This window comes from Marinobacter alexandrii (assembly GCF_005871205.1).
Taxonomy (GTDB): Bacteria; Pseudomonadota; Gammaproteobacteria; order Pseudomonadales; family Oleiphilaceae; genus Marinobacter; species Marinobacter alexandrii.
The window spans coordinates 1,278,773-1,300,607 of record NZ_SWKM01000011.1; the positions used below are offsets into that span (position 1 = coordinate 1,278,773).

Below are 21,835 nucleotides of genomic sequence, written 5' to 3' on the forward strand. Positions count from 1 at the left end.
CCTCCAGCGAAGAAATCAGCAACCACTATGCAAACAGACAATCTAAACATTGCTGTGATAGGTCTAGGCTATGTCGGCCTGCCGTTGGCCGTTGAATTTGGTAAAAAACGCCCTGTCATCGGCTTTGATATTAACCAAAAACGTGTCACCGAACTCCAGAATGGCCAAGACCATACCCTGGAGGTGAGCAGTGAGGAACTGAAACAGGCGGCTCACCTCAGCTATACCGCGAACGCTGAGGATCTTAACGCCGCCAACGTCTACATCGTAACGGTGCCGACTCCGATCGACGAACACAAACGCCCGGATCTGACCCCGCTGATCAAGGCCAGTGAAACCATCGGCAAAACTCTCAAGCAGGGCGATATCGTAATCTATGAGTCCACAGTTTACCCGGGGGCAACCGAGGAAGATTGTGTGCCGGTGTTGGAGCGGGTATCCGGTCTTATGTTCAACCGGGATTTTTATGCTGGCTACAGCCCGGAGCGGATTAACCCTGGTGACAAAGAACACCGTGTCACCAACATCAAAAAGGTCACCGCAGGCTCCACCCCTGAAATCGCCGACTTGGTTGATGCGTTGTACAACGAAATCATTATCGTAGGCACCCACAAGGCTAGCAGTATCAAAGTTGCCGAGGCTGCGAAGGTTATCGAAAATACTCAGCGAGACCTGAACATTGCCCTTATCAACGAACTGGCAATGATCTTTAACAAGATGGGCATAGATACCGAAGCCGTCCTGCAGGCCGCCGGCTCCAAATGGAACTTCCTGCCATTCCGTCCTGGCCTGGTGGGCGGCCACTGTATTGGCGTAGACCCGTATTATCTGACTCATAAAGCGCAGACCATTGGCTACCATCCCGAAATCATCCTCGCCGGCCGTCGACTTAACGATGGCATGGGTGCCTACGTCGTCTCGCAGCTCGTAAAGGCCATGCTTAAGAAGCGTATTCATGTGGAAGGGGCTCGGGTCCTCGTGATGGGCCTTACTTTCAAGGAAAATTGCCCGGATCTGCGCAATACCCGAGTGATAGATATCGTAAAAGAACTGGGCGAATACAATATTGAAGTTGATGTATACGACCCATGGGTAAGCAAAGCCGAAGCTCAGCATGAGTACGGCATTGATCCCATCGAGCAGCCCAAGCCCGGCCAGTACGACGGCGTGATCCTTGCCGTGGGACATGATCAATTCAAGGCCCTGGGGGCGCCCGGTATTCGGTCGCTGGTAAAGTCGGGCGGAGTGGTTTACGACCTAAAATATATCCTGCCCGCACAAGAATCCGACATCAGGCTGTAAACCATGACCCATTACGAAGAGTTGCAGAACAAGTTAAACAGCGCCCCGAAAACCTGGTTGATAACTGGCGTGGCAGGTTTTATCGGCTCTAATCTGCTGGAACAACTGCTCAAGCTAAACCAAACCGTAGTTGGATTGGATAACTTTGCTACGGGCCACCCGCATAATTTGGAAGAAGTAAAAGCCCAGATCAGCCACGCGCAATGGCAACGTTTCTCTTTTATTGAGGGCGACATCCGTAACCTAAAAGATTGCCAGCAAGCCTGCGAAGGTGTGAACTACATCCTGCACCAGGCCGCTTTAGGTTCTGTGCCACGCAGCATTAACGACCCGATCACAACCGATGGCACCAACATTGGTGGCTTCCTGAATATGCTTGTAGCCGCCCGTGATGCAGGAGTCGCCAGTTTCACCTACGCTGCAAGCAGCTCCACGTACGGAGACCACCCTGCGCTGCCGAAAGTGGAAGAGAATATCGGTAAGCCGCTATCCCCCTACGCTGTTACCAAATACGTCAATGAACTGTATGCCGACGTCTTCGCCAAAACCTATGGTTTCAATACCATTGGCCTGCGCTACTTCAATGTGTTCGGCAAGCGACAAGATCCAAATGGTGCCTATGCGGCAGTGATTCCCAAGTGGACTGCGTCGCTGATCCAGGGTGAGGAGGTGTTCATCAACGGCGATGGCACGACTAGCCGCGATTTCTGTTTCATTGAGAACGCTGTGCAGGCCAATCTTCTGGCGGCCACGGCCGACGATGCGGCCAGAAACCAAGTGTACAATGTGGCGGTGGGGGACAGAACTAGTCTTAACGAGCTTTTTGATACCATTTCCGAGCATCTCAATCGTAACGGCGTTAGCTACAGCAAGCAGCCGGTCTACCGGGATTTCCGTCCTGGGGATGTGAAGCATTCCCAGGCGGATGTGTCCAAGGCCAAAGAGTTGCTGCGTTATGAGCCGGAGTTCAACATCAGTGAGGGTATTGAGAAAGCTATGCCTTGGTACATTGAGTTTTTATCATAGACTTCAATAGGTGTTGCCGATATCGTTTCTTTCTGCTTTTCTAAGTTGACTGTTCAATGACAACGCCTGAACAGCGCACCCAGAATTTGCTTCCCCAAAGACTGCGAGCGAGACTTGGCGGCCTTGGTAGCGACAACAAACAGCTTGCCCAAGGTCTGCTGCTGGTCGGTTTTTTTGTTCTAGTAGGGAAGCTTGCCGGGGCAGCGAAAGAGATGGCTGTGGCCTGGCGTTATGGCGTCAGTGACACGGTAGATGCCTACCTTTTTGTTTTCAATCTGATTCAATGGCCTATTGGAATCATTGCTGGTGTGATCGGGGCAGTGTTGGTTCCTCTCGCGGCTCGTATACGGCAGGAGTCGCCGCAGGACACGCCACGGTTTCGCAGCGAGCTGCTTGGTGGCACTTTGTTAGTTGGCATGGCGCTTGGTGTCGGTGCTTGGCTGTTTCTTCCCTGGTTTGTGGAGCAGTCCTGGGTGGGCCTTGATAAAGCAGCGGCCGCTCGGGCAAGTCACATGGCGGCCTGGCTTGCCTGGGTTTTGCCTCTGGCCCTGATTGCTCGCCTCCTCGCCGCTTGGACGATGGCGGCGAATCGTCACCTCAATACCCTTCTTGAGGGTGCTCCGGCTCTGGCTATTCTGGTGACTGTGATCATGATGGGCGGCACCGCAGCGCTAATCTGGGGAACTCTTGCCGGCTTTCTTGTCCAGGTTGTATTGCTGTTCATGCCGTTGGCATTCCGGGGCGAGGCGGAGGCACCCGTCTTCGTTTTTCGTTCCCGGCACTGGCGCCCGTTTTTTGCGGGCTTCGGTCTAATGCTCGTTGGCCAGGCGCTGATGAGTCTGGTGGAAATTATCGATCAATTTTTTGCAGCGCGGTTGGGGACGGGTGCGCTTTCTACTTTAGGCTATTCTACTCGCATTCTGAGCCTCATTCTTGGTCTTGGCACTATTGCTATTGGCCGCGCCGCACTGCCGGTTTTGTCCCGCACACATGCAGAGGGCCGTGCCGGCATTGAGCGCACCGCTATTCAGTGGGCCATTATGTTATTCGGGGTAGGACTCGGGATCGCAATCGTAACATTCTGGTTTTCCCCGTACATCGTTGAACTCCTCTATGAACGTGGGCAGTTCAGCAGCAGTGATACTCTTCGGGTGTCGGGGCTTTTGATTTTTGCTGTTGCCCAGGTGCCTTTTTATTTTGCATCAATGATTTTAGTGTATGCCCTTTTGAGTCAGGGGCGTTACAGGACAGTGGCTGCAATTGCTGCGGCCAACCTCGCGGTCAAGCTGGTGTTGGCATCAGTCCTGGTTCCCGCTATGGGGCTTCAGGGACTGTTGTTGGCAACAGCGGGCGTTTATCTGGCATCAGGGCTATTAGCTGCCCGTGCCCTTTTGATGAAAGGTGAGAGAGTTAGGGATGGAACAGGATAAAATTTGGGAAGCTTATCAGAATGATGCTTCTCTGGTCGGCGGATGCTGGCCAAGTGGTGGCAGGTACAGTTATCTAGCAAAGCAGGTTCCGGTCGGTGCGCGCGTGTTGAATATAGGTGTTGGGAACGGGACGCTGGAACGGCTGCTTGTCCAGAAGGGTGTACAGGTCAGCTGTCTGGATCCCAGTAACACTGCAATCGAGCGCCTCCGGGATGAGCTAGATCTGGGCGAGAATGCTCAGGCGGGATACTCCCAAGCCATCCCTTTTCCGGACGATTCTTTTGATTTACTGATCATGTCTGAAGTTCTTGAGCATCTTGACGAGGATACGCTCGGGGAGACACTCAATGAGGTCATGAGGGTGCTTCGTCCCGCCGGGCGCTTTGTGGGTACGGTTCCAGCGGATGAGAATCTCGCTGACAGCTTGGTTGTTTGCCCGCACTGTGCCGAAAAGTTCCATCGATGGGGGCATGTTCAGAGCTTCTCAAAGGAGCGTTTGGTTTCTGTACTTGGTACTGTTTTTAGTCAAGTAGAAGCTAAGCGTGTAGCCTTGCATGACTATCAGCAGCTTAACTGGAAGGGTAAAATCCTTGCGGCAGTTACTGAAGCCCAGGCAGCGGCAGACATAAAAGGTAGTAACCAGAATTTCTATTTTGAGGCTTGTGGCAGTTGAGGCTCTTGATCCTGGTCCACTCTCTATCTTCTGGCGGAGCGGAGCGTGTTACTTCCAGTCTTGCTAATTATTGGGCAAGAAAGGGGTGGTCCATAACCATTTTGACGGTTGCCGGTCTGGAGACGGATTTTTACTCCCTGGATGCGGGTGTCAGGCGAGCAGCCTTGGGGCTTGATCAGCCCAGCGCCAGTATCTGGCATGCCCTCCGTCATAATTTTCGTCGTGTCCGCAAACTGCGAGCATTCATAACACGGGAACAGCCGGATGTTGTTCTGGCTATGATGAGTACGGCAAGTATTCTAGTCTCACTTGCGGCCCGTAAAACCGGCATACCCGCAATTGGCTCGGAACGCACGTATCCTCCGGCAATGCCGCTTGGCTTTATATGGAGTAGGCTGCGTCGTTTTTCATATCAGTACCTTAGCGCAGTGGTTGTGCAAACGGAGCAGGGTGAAGCCTGGATTCGTGAGCACACTAAAGCTGGTTTCACAGCGGTGATTCCGAATCCGATTACCTTTCCGATTGAACCTCACGAGCCAAGGATAATGCCCCGAAACCCGGGTCGTACACTTCTTGCGGTAGGTCGTCTCGGAGAAGAGAAAAGATTCGACTGGCTTATTGAGGCTTTTGCAGCTCTTGCCGGTAGATTCACCGACTGGAACCTCATTATTTTGGGGGAGGGCGTCTGTCGCCCGAAGCTTGAGAAGCAAGTGGAATCTCTGGGGCTGGCTAAGCGGGTTTCGCTGCCGGGGGCCGTAGGCAATATTGGAGAGTGGTACGAAGCTGCTGATCTTTACGCCTTGTGCTCTCGTTTCGAAGGCTTTCCCAACACTCTGGCCGAAGCTCTTTCCTATGGGCTTCCCGCTGTCAGTGTAGACTGCGACACAGGGCCACGGGACATTATTCGCCATGGGGTGGATGGGCTTCTGGTGCCCCAGAATGATCAAGGAGCACTTGTTGATGCTCTGGCTTCCCTGATGACGGATGAATACTTGCGCAAAGAGTTTAGCCAGCGGGCTACAGAAGCAGCCCAGCGCTTTGCGCCGGAACGGATTGCAGAAACGTGGGAGAACCTTTTCAGACAAGTGATAACCAATGGCTCAAAGTAAAAAAATTCTTTTCTTTGTCAGCTCAATGCAGGGTGGGGGGGCTGAACGAGTCGCCGCTCTACTGTGCAACCATTGGATTGAACGAGGGCATGAGGTAATGCTCGTCCCGACTTTTTCCGGGAGGGGGGAGTGCGCATACCAGTTGGACGATCGGGTGTCTCTTGTCTATTTAGCGGATAAGGTGGACACGACACGCAAGTCACCGCTATCGCTGCTCAGGCGGTTTCTGGGTATGCGTACATTGGTGCGCGACTGGGGCCCGGACGCAGTGGTGTCATTTCTGCCGAACGTCAATGTGGCGGCTTTATTGGCGACTCGTGGGCTTAAGGTACCGGTGGTTGTCTCGGAACGAACGTACCCGCCAGCCATGCCAATGGGACCAATCTGGTCCCGATTACGCCGCTGGACCTATCCGTTGGCAGCGACGGTCGTAATGCAGACCCAGCGCGGAGAAGACTGGTTGAAAACGGAGTCCTCTGGGTCACGCGGAGTTGTCATTCCGAACCCCTGTGTATATCCATTGCCGATCTCCCCGCAAGGTCCCGCAGCTTCGGATGTAGTTAATCCAACCCAGTACGTGGTCTTGGCGGTCGGTCGCTTGGGCGAAGAGAAGGGATTTGATTTGCTAATTCAGGCATTTTCCCTTGTGGCAGAAAGCTTTCCGAACTGGGATTTAGTGATTCTCGGAGAAGGAGAGGAACGATCGATGCTGGAAGCTCTGGTAACGAACTTGGGGCTATCGGGGCGTGTCCTTCTCCCTGGTCGCATCGGCGATTTGGCGGAATGGTACAACCGCGCTGAGATTTACGTAATGAGTTCGCGCTTCGAAGGCTTTCCGAATACCTTGATGGAGGCCATGGCCCATGGATTGCCCGCAGTCAGCTTTGATTGTAAAACCGGCCCGGCTGATATCATTCGGGACGGGATTGATGGTGTCTTGGTCCCGCCTGCGGACGGCGACGCGGGTCTGGCCCGTGCGATGGCGGAGATGATACAGGATGATGACAAGCGTCGGCTCATGGGCAGGGCCGCTGTCCGCGTGCGAGAGCGCTTTTCCTTTGCGCAGGTGATGGCTAAGTGGGATGACTTAGTGGGCTTACACGAGAATGGCAGTGTTTGAGAAAAAAAGTATGTGCACTGGCCTTAGCAATCGTGGGGGAACACAATTTTCTCTCGTATGCAAAAACTTCGAAGAGTTACGTAAGCCTGAGTCTGTGAATTTATGATTAGCTTCTGGTTTGGGCTGATCAAGGGAGGAGATTTGGGCTTGAAGGCATCCTATGCACTGGACGTAAGGAGTGTCTTATGAGCCCCAGTGTTTCTCCTTTCCAGCTGGCCGAACTAATGGTCCCGGCTCTTTTCATCTTTGTTACCGGATTCATCCTCACCCTGGCTGCAACCCGCTCCGTTATGCTGAGTATGTTCCTGCCACTCATTAAGGCAGTGGTGTATGTCGTCTATTATGTAGCTTTATTCGATGGTACATGGACGTTTCTGGACGACTGGTCCTACCTAGAAAGGGGGCGGTCACTGCTAAATCATGGGGTTGGCATTGCCAATTTCTCGGTCCACTTGCCATTGCTGTTCTCAACCGCTGGAGGCAAGCATTTTTTTTATTATTTATTTAACGCGGACGCCATGCGCCTCTTTGGGTACGCTTATTACGCTCCTGTAGCGGTCAATGTCGCACTCACTTTTTTGGCGGCTGGGCTTATGGCGGGCGCGGCGAAGACCGGGTTGAACTTCTCGCGTAGCCTGGCGGCGGGGCTTTTCGCGAGTATAGTTCTGTATCCGGATGTGGTTGCTTGGTCGACCATCGTGAATGGCAAGGACACTGTGGTGATGGCGGGCACATCCATGGCTGTTTATGTTGTGAGCCTGGCGGAGTCCGGCCGCTATCGAAGAGCGCTGAGTCTCGCCCTGTTCCTTGGTTTAGTGTTGTTGTTCACCCGCTTTTATACGCCTTTGATGATGTTAGTAGCACTTGGTTTGGCATTGATGCTTAGCTCGTCAGGCCGCCGCCGATCTTGGCTCTGGCTATTGGTAGTCACGGGTGGGGGGGCGGTATTGGGCGTCTTGGGTACGCGCATGCTGGGCAGTGCCTTTAACCTCCTGCTACAAGATTGGGTAAATCCAAGCTACGGGATCGTACGCTATCTTCTAACACCGATACCATTCCATACGACCGAAGCATACAGCTTCCTCGATTTGCCGCAGGTTGTTTACTGGGGGCTTGTGCCGTTTCTCATTTATGGCGTTTACCGTGTCTGGCAGCGCAGAACGCTTACCGCAAGATTTATCGTCATTTATTTCCTTTTGACGGTGGCCCTGTATGGCGTATTTGGGGAGCTGCAGGGCCCACGGCACAGGTATCAACTAGATGGCTTGATCGTTTTGTTTCAGTTCCTTGGTTTTCTGGGCGTTTTTCGGCAATTGGGTATTGGTCGACGGGCGCATAAATCGCTTGTGGATAATGTTCGTCCCAGTATGGTGCCGCCGACCAAAAGGTTGAGCTGAAATCATACTGCGTCGGTTACAAAATAAGGAATAGCCAAAATTTATGTGTGGAATAGCGGGATTCTGGGATAGAGGACATGCGGTAGACAATAATATCGTCGAACGGATGGCTCAGCGTATCCAAAACCGTGGGCCGGACGATGCCGGTACCTGGACGGATTCGGTTGTTGGACTTGCGCTGGCACACCGCCGCCTTTCCATCATTGATCTCTCCCCTGCGGGTCATCAGCCGATGCTATCGCCTTGCGGCAGGTACGTTCTGGTTTACAACGGAGAAATTTACAACCATCTCGAATTGAGAGAGGAGCTTGAGACTCTAGGCGGCGCCTTTGAATGGCGTGGCCATTCCGATACAGAAACTCTGCTAGCCGCTGTGTGCCATTGGGGCGTTCGGGGGGCACTTGAGCGTTTGAACGGCATGTTCGCCTTTGCGCTATGGGATTCGTCGGAGCGTACGTTATTCCTGGCCCGGGATCGCATAGGTGAGAAGCCACTTTATTATGGCCGTAGCGGCAATGCCTTTCTTTTCGGGTCTGAACTCAAGGCACTGGCTGCGCATCCGGATTGGAGCGGTGAGATCGATCGAGATGCTCTAGCGCTGTACATGCGCCACAACTATGTTCCCACGCCCTGGAGTATTTACAAGGGTATTGCGAAGCTGCCGGCGGCGCATTTCGTCGCTATTGGCGATAATGGGCGCGATGAGGGCGAACCAGTTTGTTACTGGGACCTCGGCAGGATAGCGGAACAGGGCGTGGCCGGATCCACTTGCGACCCAGAGGCATTGACCAGCGAGCTGGACGGTCTTTTGCGTGATGCAGTCCGAAGACGAATGGCGGCTGACGTTCCCCTGGGAGCATTCCTATCCGGAGGGTATGATTCGACCACCGTCGCTGCACTGATGCAGGCACAGAGCGACAGGCCGATTAAGACCTTTACCATTGGTTTCCATGAAGAGGGTTACAACGAAGCCCGACACGCCAAGGCCGTAGCCGAACATTTGGGCACCGAACATACGGAGCTCTATGTCACGCCTGAAGAGGCGATGGCCGTTATCCCCAAACTACCAACAATGTACGATGAGCCTTTTTCAGATTCCTCCCAGATCCCTACGTTTCTGGTTAGCCAGCTCGCCCGGGAACATGTAGTGGTGAGTCTGTCTGGGGATGGTGGCGATGAGCTGTTCTACGGCTATGGGCGTTATTTCAAGGCAGAGTCGATCTGGCGCATTTTGGAACGAGTGCCACGACCATTGCGGCGGGTTCTGGCGACATTAGTTTCGCATTTGCCGGCGCGCGGCCTGGAGAAAGCGATGGCATTGTTGCCGCGACGTTTGCGTATCGACCACTTCGCCGACCGCCTGCCGAAGCTGGCCGAGATGTTGGGGTATCTGGACAGCCAATCCTTCTATCGCCATTTTGTCTCCCATGCCCAAAAGCCTGAGGAGCTCGTGCTTGGCGCCATGGAGCCGGACACAATACTCAAGCGCCCTGACCGGATGCCTATCCTACCGGGTTTGCGTGAACGAATGATGTATGTGGATGCATTGACCTATCTGCCCGACGACATCCTTACGAAAGTTGACCGTGCAAGTATGGCAGTGAGTTTGGAGGCTCGAGTTCCATTGCTCGATCATCGGGTGGTCGAATTCGCCTGGCGGGTGCCCACGGATTATAAGTATCGTAATGGTCAGGGAAAGTGGCTTTTACGTCAGGTACTTTATCGCTATGTCCCCAAGGCACTGATGGATCGACCTAAGATGGGTTTCGGTGTGCCCATTGAACACTGGCTGCGCGGGCCACTGCGGGAATGGGCGGAGGAACTGCTGGACGAGAAACGCCTGCGTGAGGAAGGTTTCTTCGATCCGACTCCTATCCGAAAGATGTGGGAAGAACATGTCTCCGGCAAACGTCGCTGGCACTACTACCTTTGGGATGTGCTGATGTTTCAGGCATGGCTGGAACATCAGCGTGACTAAAAAAGTTCTACACATCATAACCGGCTTGAACGATGGCGGTGCCGAGGGCGTTCTGACTCGCCTGTGCTTGCACAGAAAAAAGGTTCAGCCTGTCGTGATTTCGCTGATGAACGATGGAAAATATGGCCCTCTATTGGCCCAATCGGGAATAGCGATTCACTGCCTTGGAATGAACCCAGGAAGACCCAGTGTCCGTCGATTTTTTAGGTTGGTTAGACTGATTCGCAAGGAGCAGCCAGATGTGGTGCAAACATGGATGTACCATGCGGATTTATTAGGCGGCATTGCGGCAAGATTGGCTGGAGTGCGGAGTGTATTTTGGGGTATTCGTCACTCAACGCTGGAAAAGGGTAAGTCCAAACGATCAACGATCATGATTGCCCGTTTGTGTGCGCTTTTATCAAGTTGGGTGCCAGATAAGATCATTTGCTGTGCCAAAAAGGCACAAGATGTTCATGCCGATATCGGCTACTCAGCGCGAAAGTTGCGCGTGATACCAAACGGTTACGATCTTTCGCGCTTCAGGTCAGACGCTGCGGCAGGCGCCAAGGTGCGTGCGGAGCTGGGCCTGGGTTCAAACGATTTCATCATTGGCAACGTTGGGCGTTTTGATCCTCTGAAAGATCACTTCAACCTGTTGCAAGCATTGGCTCGGGTAGCAGAATGCAAGATTCCCTTTCGCTGCCTTTTGATCGGTAAAGGCTTGTCTCCCGATAACGTTGACTTGGTAAAAAATATTGCTGAGCTTGGTCTGCAAGATAGTGTGCTGTTGGTCGGGCAACGGTCCGACGTACCGGCGGTTATGAATTCGCTGGATCTGCATGTGCTTTCCAGTCTGTCGGAAGGCTTCCCGAATGTGCTTGCCGAGGCCATGGCTTGCGGTACTCCATGTGTTTCAACTGATGTGGGTGATGCGTTGGAGATCGTGGGCGATCAAGAAGCTTGCTGCCCTGCTCGTGATTCAAGAGCATTGGCTGAAGTGATCATTAAACTAGCTCGAGAAAAGCAGCATTCTCCCTCAGCCTGGCAGGCTCGAAAAATTACGAGCAGCGATCGAATTGCAGAGAAGTTTTCGATAAAGGCTATGGTTGAAGCGTATGAGGCATGCTGGTTTCCTGCAGCTTGCGATGAGAATAGGTAATGGCTGAGGCTAGCTTTTGTGGCTGTGAGTTGACCCGTATCTGGCAGTATAACTGTTGGAGTTTGTTTGTGTATCAGGCGTGGGTGTTAGTTAATTGACAGTCAGAAAAATTCTATTTGTTGTCAATGCCCCCGAATTTTTTTTGTCGCATCGGTTGCCAGTCGCCCTGGCGGCGGGCGAGGAAGGATATGAGGTGCATGTTGCAACAGCGGACGATGATGCTGTCCGTGAAATCCGGCGTCTGGGGCTCGCACATCACACCGTTGCCATAGCCAGAAGCGGCCAAAATCCGTTTTCCGAGCTGGGCTCTGTTATCAGTTTGTATCGGTTATTTCGGGAATTAAAGCCGGACCTGGTGCATTTGATTACCATAAAGCCGGTGCTTTATGGCGGTTTAGCTGCGCGACTCGCGGGAGGTTCTGGTGTAGTCGCCGCAGTTTCTGGTTTGGGGACCGTTTTTGTCGCGCAATCGCTGGCCGCAAGAATTCGCAGGGTTCTAGTGTCTTGGCTATACCGGTTGGCGTTTAGCCAGCAGCGCCTTGCTGTAATTTTCCAGAACCCGGATGACCGCGATGGATTGTTGGCGATTGGTGCGCTAAAAAAAGAACAGGTGCGAATGATTCGCGGTTCGGGCGTAAATCTCGCCAATTATTCGTTTTTGCAAGAGCCGGAAGGTATACCGGTTGTTGTAATGGCCGCCCGATTGTTGCGGGATAAGGGCGTCTATGAGTTTGTTGAAGCGGCTCGGATACTGAAGTCCCGTGGTGTTGAGGTGGTGATGCGCCTCATTGGAGCGCCGGATCCAGGCAACCCTACCAGTGTCGAGCAGGTTGAGCTAGATAGGTGGGCTGCCGAAGGTGTTGTTGAGTTGCCCGGCTATCGCTCTGACATTGCAAGGCAGTACGCTGCCGCCAATATTGTGTGCTTGCCGTCCTATCGGGAAGGGTTGCCGAAAGGCTTGGTTGAGGCGGCAGCCTGCGGGCGGGCGGTAGTAACAACGGATGTGCCCGGTTGCCGAGATGCGATAGAGCCGGGTGTGACTGGCGTTCTGGTGCCCGTGAAAAGTGCGGTGGCATTGGCCGATCGCTTACAAGCTCTTATTGAGGCGCCGGAAGAGCGGATGCTCATGGGCAAGGCAGGTCGAGAATTGGCTGAGCGCGCCTTTTCTATAGATCGAATCGTGAATCAGCACTTGGCGATTTATAAGGAGTTATTGGAGGATGCCTGAGCGAGTTCTGGTCACGGGCGCATCCGGTTTTGTCGGCGGCCACCTGATTAAGAGGTTGGCCGCTGAGCCGTCCGTTGCTGTTCGAGGTGCCGTGCGAAAAAAGTTGGAGGGTGATGATTCCCGGCGTATCGCTGTGGGTGAGATCAATGGCGATACGGATTGGTCTGAGGCATTGAAGGGACAGCATGCCATTGTTCACACTGCCGCCCGCGCCCATATTATGGATGACGAAGCCGCTGATCCGCTTACCGAGTTCCGATGCGTGAACGTGGCTGGCACACTCAACCTCGCCCGCCAAGCCGCTGCGGCTGGTGTAGAGCGGTTTGTCTTTATCAGCTCAATAAAAGTGAATGGTGAACAGACGACGTCAGGCCATTGTTTCACGGCTGATGATGTTCCTGCCCCCGAAGACCCTTATGGAATCTCGAAAAGAGAAGCAGAAGAGGGTTTACAGCAAATTGCAGAAGAAACAGGTTTAGAAGTGGTGATCATTCGTCCGCCTTTGGTCTACGGCCAGGGCGTGAAAGGAAACTTCGCCAACATGACTAAGCTGATTGCTAAAGGCTTTCCGCTACCATTGGGCGCTATCCACAACAAGCGCTCTTTGGTCGCTCTGGATAATTTGTTGGATCTCATTATCAACTGTATTGCTAATCCTGCCGCCGCAAATCAGGTGTTCCTGGTCAGTGATGGGGAGGACCTTTCCACGTCGGAGCTGTTACGTTGCGTGGGCAAAGCCATGTGCCAACCAGCTAGGCTATTGCCGGTGCCTGCTAAATTATTGCAGATCGGTGCTACGGCTCTGGGTAAGAAAGCGATGGCGCAAAGGTTACTGGGGTCTTTGCAAGTGGATACTTCCAAAACCCGTGAGATGTTGGGCTGGGAGCCGCCGGTATCGGTGGACGAGGGGCTAAGACGCTGTTTCAAGAATAGTCAGGATGAGTGATGTGATTCGTTTGCTAGATGTTGTGTTTTCTTTGGTTGGCTTGATCTTTGGTTTTCCGGTGTTGGTGGTGCTTTATGTGCTAGGTCTGTTTGATACCGGCGCCCCGATATTTCGCCAGGAGCGAGTGGGGCGCGGCAAGCAGCCGTTCACATTGGTGAAGTTTCGTACCATGAAAGTGGATACTGTCTCCGTCGCAAGCCATCTGGCCAATACGGCATCCATCACCCAGTTTGGTCGCTTCCTTCGGCGTACCAAGCTAGACGAGTTACCCCAGTTGTGGAACGTGCTGAAAGGTGAGATGAGCTTGGTGGGCCCGAGGCCGTGCTTGTTTAATCAGGAAGAACTGATATCCGAGCGGGAAAGCAGGGGGGTGTTAAAGGCCCGGCCGGGCATAACTGGGCTGGCGCAGGTAAACGATATTGATATGTCGACACCACGGTTGCTGGCTGAAACCGATGCCAAAATGCTGGCGGAGCTCAACGCTATCGCTTATTTTCGCTATATCTTGTTGACCGTAAGGGGCAAAGGATCCGGGGACAGAGTGAAGGACGCACAATGATCAACTCCTTTCTGAATTTACCCAGGGTGCAAAAGCGGCTGATCTCAGTGGCATCCGATATGGTTGTTCTGTTTTTTGCGATATGGGCCGCGTTCGCGCTGCGACTAGAGCAACAGTTGTGGGTGCCGGACCGAGGCCATGTCATCGTAGCTGCCATCACTGTGGTATTTACGATTGCCGTGTTCATTCGGTTAGGGCTTTACCGTGCGGTTATTCGGTTTCTGGGCGATAAGGCTTTTCTCACTATCATTTATGGGGTGTTCGCCTCGGCCCTGGCGTTGATTATCACTGGGTACTTGCTGCAGGTACCCATTCCACGCTCGGTACCTATTATTTACGGTGCCCTGGCATTTGTTTTCGTCAGTGGCACTCGCCTCGGAGTGCGAATGCTGGTTAATCACCCGCACCAGCGCAATAAAGAGGCTGTCGCGATCATTGGTGCTGGGGAGACAGGCATGGCCCTTGCCTCTGCGCTTCGGCAAGGCCCTGAATACAAACCAGTTGTATTCGTCACCTTTGATCGGGCCAACCATAAATCGATGATTGATGGCTTGCCGGTAGTCAGAATCGATCTGATCGCGAAAAACATGGAGAAGTATCGTGTTCAGCGGATCCTTCTAGCCTTGGATCCTGATTCTAAAGTAGATCGAAAAAAGCTTCTTAAACAACTAGAGCCGCTTTCAATTCCAGTTCAAACCGTGCCATCCGTGTCTGAATTGGTCGCAGGCCAGGCCCGAATCAACGATATCCGTGATCTCGAAATTGAGGACCTCCTTGGCAGAGACCCAGTTCGTCCGGATACGGCAATTGTTGCAGAAAGCCTATTCCAGAAATCGGTCATGGTGACCGGGGCAGGGGGCTCTATTGGCTCAGAGCTGTGTCGTCAAATCATCCGCCACAAGCCAAAAACACTGGTGCTTTTTGAGCAGTCTGAGTTTTCGCTATATGCCATTGAGCGTGAATTGCAGGCTATAAACCGGGTTGAAGGTTTGGGTGTAGAGTTGCACCCGTTGTTGGGTAGCGTTGTGCACCGGCGGCGTTGTGAAGTGATTATGCGGACGTTCGGTGTTCAAACGGTCTATCACGCAGCTGCCTATAAGCATGTGCCGTTGGTCGAGCACAACGTTATTGAAGGTGTTCAGAACAATGTTTTCGGCACTGCTCATGCCGCTGAAGCGGCGATTGCCGCGGGTGTTGAGCGTTTCGTTCTGATTTCTACCGACAAAGCTGTGCGGCCAACGAATGTTATGGGGGCCAGCAAGCGAATGGCGGAACTCGTGCTTCAGGGCCTTGCGGATCGGCAGGACAAAACCGTGTTTTCCATGGTTCGATTTGGCAACGTCCTCGGTTCCTCTGGTTCAGTCGTGCCGTTGTTTCGTGACCAAATTCGTGACGGTGGGCCGGTTACGGTTACTCACCCGGACATCATCCGCTATTTCATGACGATTCCGGAGGCAAGCCAGCTGGTTTTGCAGGCGGGTAGCATGGGTGTAGGTGGAGAAGTTTTCGTACTGGATATGGGTGAGCCCGTCAAAATTGCTGACCTGGCCCGCAAGATGATTCACCTGATGGGCTTAGCTGAAAAAACGGAAGATGAGCCCCATGGCGATATTGAGGTGGTTTTTAGTGGGCTTCGGCCGGGCGAAAAACTTTACGAAGAGCTGTTGATAGGTGATAACCCGCAAGGAACCTCGCATCCAAGGATCATGATGGCTCGTGAGGTTTCTATGTCACCGGGCGACTTGGATGTCGCGCTCCAAGAGTTGCTAAGCGCCAGCCAGGAATTCAATTGCAATAGAGTCGTTCAAATCCTCAGTGCCGCTCCTACAGGGTTCACGCCTAGCGAGGAGGTTGCAGATTTGGTTTGGCAGAATGATGCCCAGAAACCAGGTATCAAAATCTCAGAGTCAGATAAGATCCGCCGTTTTCCGGTTTAAATAGCAAGATTCGCAATTAGAGTTAGAGCTACGGATAGCTGCCATGGCAACGAAAGGAATTCGTATGAAAAAGATTGCGGTGATTGGGCTCGGCTACGTTGGCTTGCCGCTGCCGGCTGCATTTGGAGAGCGGCGAGAAATCATAGGCTTTGATGTAAACGCCCTACTTAACACCATTGGTGAAAGCCAGTGAAACAGTTGGGCAGGTTTTGAAACCACGTGATATTGTTATTTACGAATCGACTGTTTTCTCCCAGGTGCAAAGGGAGAAGTCTGTAGTCCTGTGTTGGAGCGCATTTCGGGGCTGAACTTTAATAAAAATTTCTTCGCTGGATATAGCCCGGAAACGATTAATTCGGGTGATAAAGAGTATCGTGTGATCACCATCAAAAAAGTAACTTGTGGCTCTACACTTGAGCTTGTTGAAGAGGTGGATCAGTTGTACGCGGGTATCATTGCAGCAGGCATTCACAACGCCAGTTCAATTAAGGTAGCTGATTTGGTGAAGGCGATGATCAAGACCAACCATACAGTGGCTAATTCACGTGTCTTGATTATGGGCTTTGTGTTTAAAGAAAACTGTCCAGAAAGGAGTTGCGTTCTTATTTGAAGGACGACGGTGTTCTTTTTGACTTGAAGGGAATCCTGCCGCTCGGTGAGGCGGACTTAAGGTTGTAATTTTAGGATGCCATTTCGGATTATTTTAAAAAGGCCGATCAATAGGATCGGCTTTTTGTTTTCGGAAAATGCAATAAGTTTGCTAAATCGTATTTAATTATTTATTATCTTTACCGACTTTTAGTCAACTCCGAAATATTTTAAAACCCTTTTTATGAATAAGGTTTTAATTCCATGGCAAAGATCAACGATTACTACCAAAAAAAGCAGCTTATGGAAAAGCTTGCCGCAGAACTGGAGAAGCTCGAAGAAGACCAGGCTCTGAAAGGTGAACTGGAGTTCGAAAACAAGGTTCGTGACTTGATGAAGGAATATGACAAGTCACCCAAAGATGTTCTGCAGATTTTGTCTGCCATTGATCCGTCTGTTGCTGGCGCAAAGGCTGAGGCAACTGCTGGTGGTCGTGCCAAGCGGCCCATGAAGACTTATAAGAACCCGCATACCGGTGAAGTGGTTAAGACCCGTGGTGGCAACCACAAAACGCTGAATGAATGGCGTAATAAGTACGGTAAAGAAGCGGTTCAGAGCTGGCAGGAAAACTAAGTTTAGTTTGTCGGTTTCTTAAAAGAAAAGCCCGGTTTCTGCCGGGCTTTTCTTTTTTTCCCTTCACTTTTCGGAAATCATCACTCGATTTCGTCCACCTTCCTTGGCCGCATAAAGCGCTTCATCGGCCAATTGCATCCATTGCATGTAATTCTCCGGCCCATCACTTAATTGAGCAATGCCCATGCTGATGGTGTACTGAACCGGCGCCACGCTGGTTTCAACCACGCTTTGTGCGATGCTTTCCCGAATTCTTTCACAAATAGTGCGGGCGCCCTCGGCGTCGGTCTCCGGCAGGATAATGCCGAACTCTTCGCCGCCGTAACGGCCGGAAGTGTCGGATTGTCTCAGGTTGCCCTTGGTGACTTCTGCAGTGTGTTTGATGACCTCATCGCCGGCCAGGTGGCCATAGCGGTCGTTCACCTTCTTGAAGTGGTCGATGTCGAACATTACCAGCGAGGTGGCCTGGCCGTAGCGGCGGAAGCGTTCGTACTCCGCATCCACCAGATTTTCCCAGGTACCTCGGTTAAGCAGGCCGGTCAGGCGGTCGGTCATGCTCAGTTTGGCGAGCTGTTCATTGGCCCGTTCCAGTGCCCGTTTGCTGCTGGCGATGTCGGTGACGTCGTACACCATCAGGCAGACCTTCTCGACTTGGCCTGAGGGGCCGGAGAGGGGGCTGATGGTAAGGTTCTGGAACATGAACTCTTCCGTACCGGTAATCGGGCGGGTGTTGCGAAACTTGAACAGGTAAGGGCGCTGCTCCCAGGAGGTAAAGCCTCGAGTGTTCAGCAACGCAACGGCATCCACCTTGCGCGCCAGCCACGCCTGGGGAATGTCCGGGAAGACATCGAAGATGACCTTGTCGCGGATTTTGCTGGCGGTGATGCCGCTGTGATTCTCCATGAACCCGTTCCAGGCCTGCACCCGGAAATCCAGATCCAGAACCACAAGCCCGACTTCAACGGACTCGAGCATATCCACCAGCCAGTGAAACGAGTTGGCTTCTACTTCATTAAAGGCCATTGATCAGTCCACCAGATATTCGAGGCGTTGTTCGAGGAAAGGTACGGAATCTTCAGTCAGTAACACCAGCACGTCGCACTGGATATCCCGGTCCTCCAGGGCATAGCTGATTTCAATACATAGCAGGCGTTCGTCCCGGGTGCTGTGATGCTCAAGCAGTTCGGTGATTTGTCGATGCTGGCCCAACACTGTCGGATGACCCAGCCCGAGCTTCAGGTCCAGTTGATCGCCTATGCCTTTAAGGAATGCACCGAACAGGATGCTGGACATGTCCATCAGGACTTCGACATTCACGGTTTCACCGTCGTGCGCTTCGTAATGAAGCATTTCGGCCATTTCCCGGAAGCTGGCATCGGCAAAGATTAGCAGGGCTTCGCCCGCAATGCCTGCGCCGGTGAAACCCTGGCAGACGGCAGAATAGGTATCGCTGTGTTGGGCTGCAGATATCGCCATGTGCAGCTCAGAGTTGGCGATGAAGGCCACCTTGGGGATGGGCTGTTTGACGAATACTTTGAGCAGGCGCGCCAGGAGGTCGGATGAACGGCCCATGGCGACGTTGGCAATTTCCTGCAGATAATCGGTCAGGGACACCGAGATGTCGCTGGCGCTCGCGCTGGATGACTCGGATTTGAGCGCACTGTCATTCAGGGCCGCGGCTTCCAGCTCACTGGGGTTGTAGAAGCCGTAATCTTTGAGCAAATTCAGGATCAGGCCGGATTCCGTCGGCTTTTTGATGAAGTCGATAGCGCCCAGCTTGCGTACCCGTTCTCTGGCTTCGGGCTGGATGTCACCGGAGACCACGATAGTCAGTACCGGGAGATCTTCCTCGCGGATGTGCCTCAAAACCTCATACCCGTCCATTTCAGGCATGTTGAGGTCGAGGAACATAAGCTCCGCCTCATGGCCACGCAAAAGCTCCAGAGCTTCTTTTCCGTTGCTGGCGAATACGATGTCGGCACCGAAGCTTTCAGGGAGCGCTCTTGCCATCTGTTTTCTAGCGAGCGCGGAATCGTCGCAAACGAGGATGCGGGTGGTCATGGAAGTGGTCATAGCGCCAATGAAAATTTGAGCGAGTATATCAGGCTGTTACGGTGTGTACACATTTGCTACGGCGACGTAATGTTTTGTGAAGCCGGTCATACTTGATTCCTACCAAGCCGGTCGGTTCCCGGCGATTGTGATGAAGCTCACTCTATTGGCGAACTCGGCTCGGCTATAGTGCATTCGCGTCCTACAAGAAAGCAATTAGCGAAATAAGCCGCCTGTTGAGCCTTAGTATTAACGGATAACCGCGCAACAGCAGAGTCTGGTGTTGAAACTGACTCTTGAACATCAATCAGAGGCACACGTTATGAAGCATCATGTCTATGGATGCGCTGCTTTGGTCATGCTAAGTCTGGGTGTTGTGCCGGTTACCCAGGCTGAATTGAAACCGATCTCCGATCAAACCATGGGAGAGGTTACAGGGCAGGCATTTATGCAGGTCGATAATCTCGCCGATGGCGTTCATGACTTCACCCGCATGACGTTGGGTATAGACGTTGAAACCCGGGTAAACATCGACGATGTCAAAGTGGGTGAGATAGATGGCGGCTCCGACTTTGCGGCCACCCACCTGGCTTTGGGCCACATCGCTCGACAGGACGGTGTGCAATACAACGGTCAGGACTACATGCAAGGTGAGACCGTGTCGTTCGAAGCCTCAAAACCGTTCATTGAGCTGGCAGAGGACGCAAGCGGGTTGGCAGGTTTTCGGATGGGCTTCGGTCAGGCTCGCGGTTCTGTTTCCTCGTTAACGACCAGCCTGAGCGGTAACATCGGCCTCAAGCTTCGAGACTCGGCGGGTGTTGTTCACGACGCGACTCTGTTTGACGCCGGTAATCAGGCAACCAACTACCGTGCAACGCAGATTGGCATTGCCGATAGCGCCAACCCGGCTACCTGCAGTGAGTGTGCCTCCCTGAGCAAAGTGCAGTCGTTGTTTGTCGGCACGGCGCAAGATGACGGCGCAGGTGGCACAGTCACGGGCTTTACCGATGACTTCTTTATCGGTTTTCAGCGGGATGACGCGGGCGTTAAATGGCAGAGTCCGGGCGGTGCCAACGTCATCAACGCCGGAAAGGGTGTGTTCATTAATCTCCCCACCAGCATGACCGTCGATATGAGCCAATTGACCGGCCCTTCTGGCTTGCCCAGGCTGCAGACTCACCAGGCCGATATGGGGACTCAGCTGTTTTAGATGCTAAACTCCTGCCCAATTGACCCATCACAGGCAGGAGTTTTCCCTTGATTCGCTCGTTCTACTGGCACGACTACGAAACCTTTGGCGTAGACCCGGTCCATGACCGCCCCTCCCAGTTTGCCGGTGTCAGAACGGATGAAAATCTCAACATCATCGAGGATCCGCTGGTTATCTACTGCAAGCCTGCGGACGACTACCTGCCGTCCCCGGAAGCTTGCCTGATCACCGGCATCACGCCCCAGAAAGCCCTGCAGGATGGTTACCCCGAGGCTGAGTTCATCGCTCAGATTAATGAAGCTTTCAGTCAGCCCGGCACCTGCGTGGTGGGGTATAACAGCCTGCGCTTTGATGATGAAGTAACCCGCTATACGCTGTACCGAAACCTCCGGGACCCTTATGCCCGGGAATGGCAGAACGGCAATTCCCGGTGGGATATCATCGACATGGTTCGGTTGACCTACGCATTGCGCCCCGAGGGCATCAACTGGCCGAAAAAGGAAGATGGTAGCCCCAGCTTCCGTTTGGAAGAGCTGACAGTCGCCAATGGCATCGCCCACGAAAGCGCGCACGATGCCATGTCAGACGTTCAGGCGACCATTGCGGTCGCCAAGCTGATCAAGGAAAAACAGCCCAAGCTGTTCGATTTTGTGCTGAAGAATAAGGACAAGCATTCGGCGCGGGCGATGCTGGATACCGGGACCATGAAGCCGGTGTTTCACATCTCGGCCAAGTACCCGGCCTCTCGTGGTTGCTGTGCGATGGTGGCGCCGGTGGCGGAGCATCCGACCAACAAAAACCTGGTTATTGTGTATGACCTTCGCGAGGATCCCTCGGAGCTGATCAACGCCACGCCTGAGCAGATTCGTGAGCGGGTATTTACTTCCCAGGCAGAATTGGGCGAGGGCGTTAGTCGGTTTCCGCTCAAGGGCGTACAGCTGAATAAATGTCCGGTACTGGCACCCGGCACCATGCTCAAGAGCCTGACCAAGGAGCGCTTGGACGAGCTAAAACTTGATGGCGATACACTTCGGGCCAACCTTGCATTGCTGAAGCAGGCATCCGATTTGCCGGCGCGAATCGCCCAGGCCTTCGACCAGGCCCACGAAAGCGACCTGACCGATCCGGATGAACAACTCTACGCGGGTGGCTTTATCGGCAAGGCCGATCGGGAGAAGCTGAACTGGGTGCTGGAGCAGCCGGTGGAAACCCTGGGCGAGCAAGACGTGCAGTTTGCCGATGAGCGGCTGTCGGAACTGCTGTTCCGTTATCGAGCCCGGAACTACCCCGATTCTTTGCTGGGAGAAGAAATGGAACGCTGGGAAGAGTTCCGGTCCCAGCGGCTGATGCATCCGAAGAAAGGCTGGCGGTCGCTTGAAGCCTTTGCCCATGAGCTGCAACGGCTGGCCGCCGATCCGGATCTTACCCCGGAGCGGCGGCATGTACTTGAGGACCTGCATTTGTACGGCGAATCACTGATGCCATACGTGTGAGCGTATGGTTGAG

General features: G+C 53.2%; 20 protein-coding genes. 18 read left to right on the top strand and 2 right to left on the bottom strand.

All coding sequences use genetic code 11. From position 1 onward, the window contains the following. Positions 1-27 precede the first annotated feature (27 nt). The 16 genes from tviB (at position 28) to FCS96_RS06380 (ending at position 17,067) form a co-directional block, all read left to right on the top strand. Positions 28-1,302 (top strand): Vi polysaccharide biosynthesis UDP-N-acetylglucosamine C-6 dehydrogenase TviB, encoded by a 1,275-nt coding sequence (gene tviB / locus FCS96_RS06310; RefSeq protein ID WP_138439348.1) that lies wholly within the window; start codon positions 28-30, stop codon positions 1,300-1,302. A 3-nt stretch (positions 1,303-1,305) separates the two neighbouring features. Next, entirely contained in the window at positions 1,306-2,328 is a 1,023-nt protein-coding gene (locus FCS96_RS06315; protein ID WP_138439349.1) for an NAD-dependent epimerase/dehydratase family protein, read from the top strand. 56 nt (positions 2,329-2,384) lie between these two features. Next, positions 2,385-3,758, top strand: coding sequence for a murein biosynthesis integral membrane protein MurJ (gene murJ, locus FCS96_RS06320; RefSeq protein ID WP_138439350.1), 1,374 nt, complete (start codon positions 2,385-2,387; stop codon positions 3,756-3,758). Next, positions 3,745-4,431 (top strand): class I SAM-dependent methyltransferase, encoded by a 687-nt coding sequence (locus FCS96_RS06325; protein ID WP_138439351.1) that lies wholly within the window; start codon positions 3,745-3,747, stop codon positions 4,429-4,431. Before murJ ends, FCS96_RS06325 begins: the two co-directional genes overlap by 14 nt. A gap of 5 nt (positions 4,432-4,436) precedes the next feature. Then, positions 4,437-5,540, top strand: coding sequence for a glycosyltransferase family 4 protein (locus FCS96_RS06330; protein WP_212747040.1), 1,104 nt, complete (start codon positions 4,437-4,439; stop codon positions 5,538-5,540). Beyond that, positions 5,527-6,660 carry a glycosyltransferase family 4 protein gene (locus FCS96_RS06335; RefSeq protein ID WP_138439353.1) on the top strand — a complete coding sequence of 378 codons (1,134 nt, stop codon included), beginning with the start codon at positions 5,527-5,529 and terminating at the stop codon, positions 6,658-6,660. The genes FCS96_RS06330 and FCS96_RS06335 overlap by 14 nt, the downstream gene beginning before the upstream one ends. Before the next feature lie 185 nt (positions 6,661-6,845). Further along, positions 6,846-8,057: a hypothetical protein gene (locus FCS96_RS06340; RefSeq protein WP_138439354.1), complete on the top strand. Its 1,212-nt coding sequence runs from the start codon at positions 6,846-6,848 to the stop codon at positions 8,055-8,057. Between the two features lie 43 nt (positions 8,058-8,100). Continuing rightward, the gene (gene asnB, locus FCS96_RS06345) at positions 8,101-10,035 is read left to right on the top strand and encodes an asparagine synthase (glutamine-hydrolyzing) (RefSeq protein WP_138439355.1); all 1,935 of its coding nucleotides are present in this window, start codon (positions 8,101-8,103) and stop codon (positions 10,033-10,035) included. Continuing rightward, positions 10,028-11,176 (top strand): glycosyltransferase family 4 protein, encoded by a 1,149-nt coding sequence (locus FCS96_RS06350; RefSeq protein ID WP_138439356.1) that lies wholly within the window; start codon positions 10,028-10,030, stop codon positions 11,174-11,176. The genes asnB and FCS96_RS06350 overlap by 8 nt, the downstream gene beginning before the upstream one ends. 94 nt (positions 11,177-11,270) lie before the next feature. Next, complete coding sequence (locus tag FCS96_RS06355; RefSeq protein WP_138439357.1) at positions 11,271-12,404, top strand: glycosyltransferase family 4 protein; 1,134 nt, start codon at positions 11,271-11,273, stop codon at positions 12,402-12,404. Further along, the gene (locus FCS96_RS06360; RefSeq protein ID WP_138439358.1) at positions 12,397-13,350 is read left to right on the top strand and encodes a UDP-glucose 4-epimerase family protein; all 954 of its coding nucleotides are present in this window, start codon (positions 12,397-12,399) and stop codon (positions 13,348-13,350) included. Before FCS96_RS06355 ends, FCS96_RS06360 begins: the two co-directional genes overlap by 8 nt. Position 13,351: 1 nt before the next feature. Beyond that, on the top strand, positions 13,352-13,909 hold the full coding sequence (locus FCS96_RS06365) for a sugar transferase (RefSeq protein WP_138439664.1): 558 nt from the start codon (positions 13,352-13,354) through the stop codon (positions 13,907-13,909). Next, positions 13,906-15,846 (top strand): polysaccharide biosynthesis protein, encoded by a 1,941-nt coding sequence (locus tag FCS96_RS06370; protein ID WP_138439359.1) that lies wholly within the window; start codon positions 13,906-13,908, stop codon positions 15,844-15,846. The genes FCS96_RS06365 and FCS96_RS06370 overlap by 4 nt, the downstream gene beginning before the upstream one ends. A 43-nt stretch (positions 15,847-15,889) precedes the next feature. Then, positions 15,890-16,039, top strand: a complete 150-nt coding sequence (locus FCS96_RS20355) for a hypothetical protein (protein ID WP_407658066.1) — start codon at positions 15,890-15,892, stop codon at positions 16,037-16,039. 90 nt (positions 16,040-16,129) lie between these two features. Next, positions 16,130-16,456, top strand: coding sequence for a hypothetical protein (locus FCS96_RS20360; RefSeq protein WP_407658067.1), 327 nt, complete (start codon positions 16,130-16,132; stop codon positions 16,454-16,456). A 242-nt stretch (positions 16,457-16,698) separates the two neighbouring features. Next, positions 16,699-17,067 carry a histone-like nucleoid-structuring protein, MvaT/MvaU family gene (locus FCS96_RS06380; RefSeq protein ID WP_138439360.1) on the top strand — a complete coding sequence of 123 codons (369 nt, stop codon included), beginning with the start codon at positions 16,699-16,701 and terminating at the stop codon, positions 17,065-17,067. Positions 17,068-17,130: 63 nt separating this feature from the next. Here FCS96_RS06380 and FCS96_RS06385 read toward each other — a convergent pair whose 3' ends face one another. After that, positions 17,131-18,090: a sensor domain-containing diguanylate cyclase gene (locus tag FCS96_RS06385; protein ID WP_138439361.1), complete on the bottom strand. Its 960-nt coding sequence runs from the start codon at positions 18,088-18,090 to the stop codon at positions 17,131-17,133. A gap of 3 nt (positions 18,091-18,093) precedes the next feature. Continuing rightward, positions 18,094-19,128 carry a response regulator gene (locus FCS96_RS06390; RefSeq protein WP_138439362.1) on the bottom strand — a complete coding sequence of 345 codons (1,035 nt, stop codon included), beginning with the start codon at positions 19,126-19,128 and terminating at the stop codon, positions 18,094-18,096. A 313-nt stretch (positions 19,129-19,441) separates the two neighbouring features. Between FCS96_RS06390 and FCS96_RS06395 the strand changes: the two genes are divergently transcribed. Together FCS96_RS06395 and sbcB are read left to right on the top strand one after the other, a co-directional pair. Continuing rightward, a complete protein-coding gene (locus FCS96_RS06395; RefSeq protein ID WP_138439363.1) occupies positions 19,442-20,329 on the top strand; it encodes a hypothetical protein in 888 nt (295 codons plus the stop codon). A gap of 47 nt (positions 20,330-20,376) precedes the next feature. Next, on the top strand, positions 20,377-21,822 hold the full coding sequence (sbcB, locus tag FCS96_RS06400; RefSeq protein ID WP_138439364.1) for an exodeoxyribonuclease I: 1,446 nt from the start codon (positions 20,377-20,379) through the stop codon (positions 21,820-21,822). Positions 21,823-21,835 lie beyond the last annotated feature (13 nt).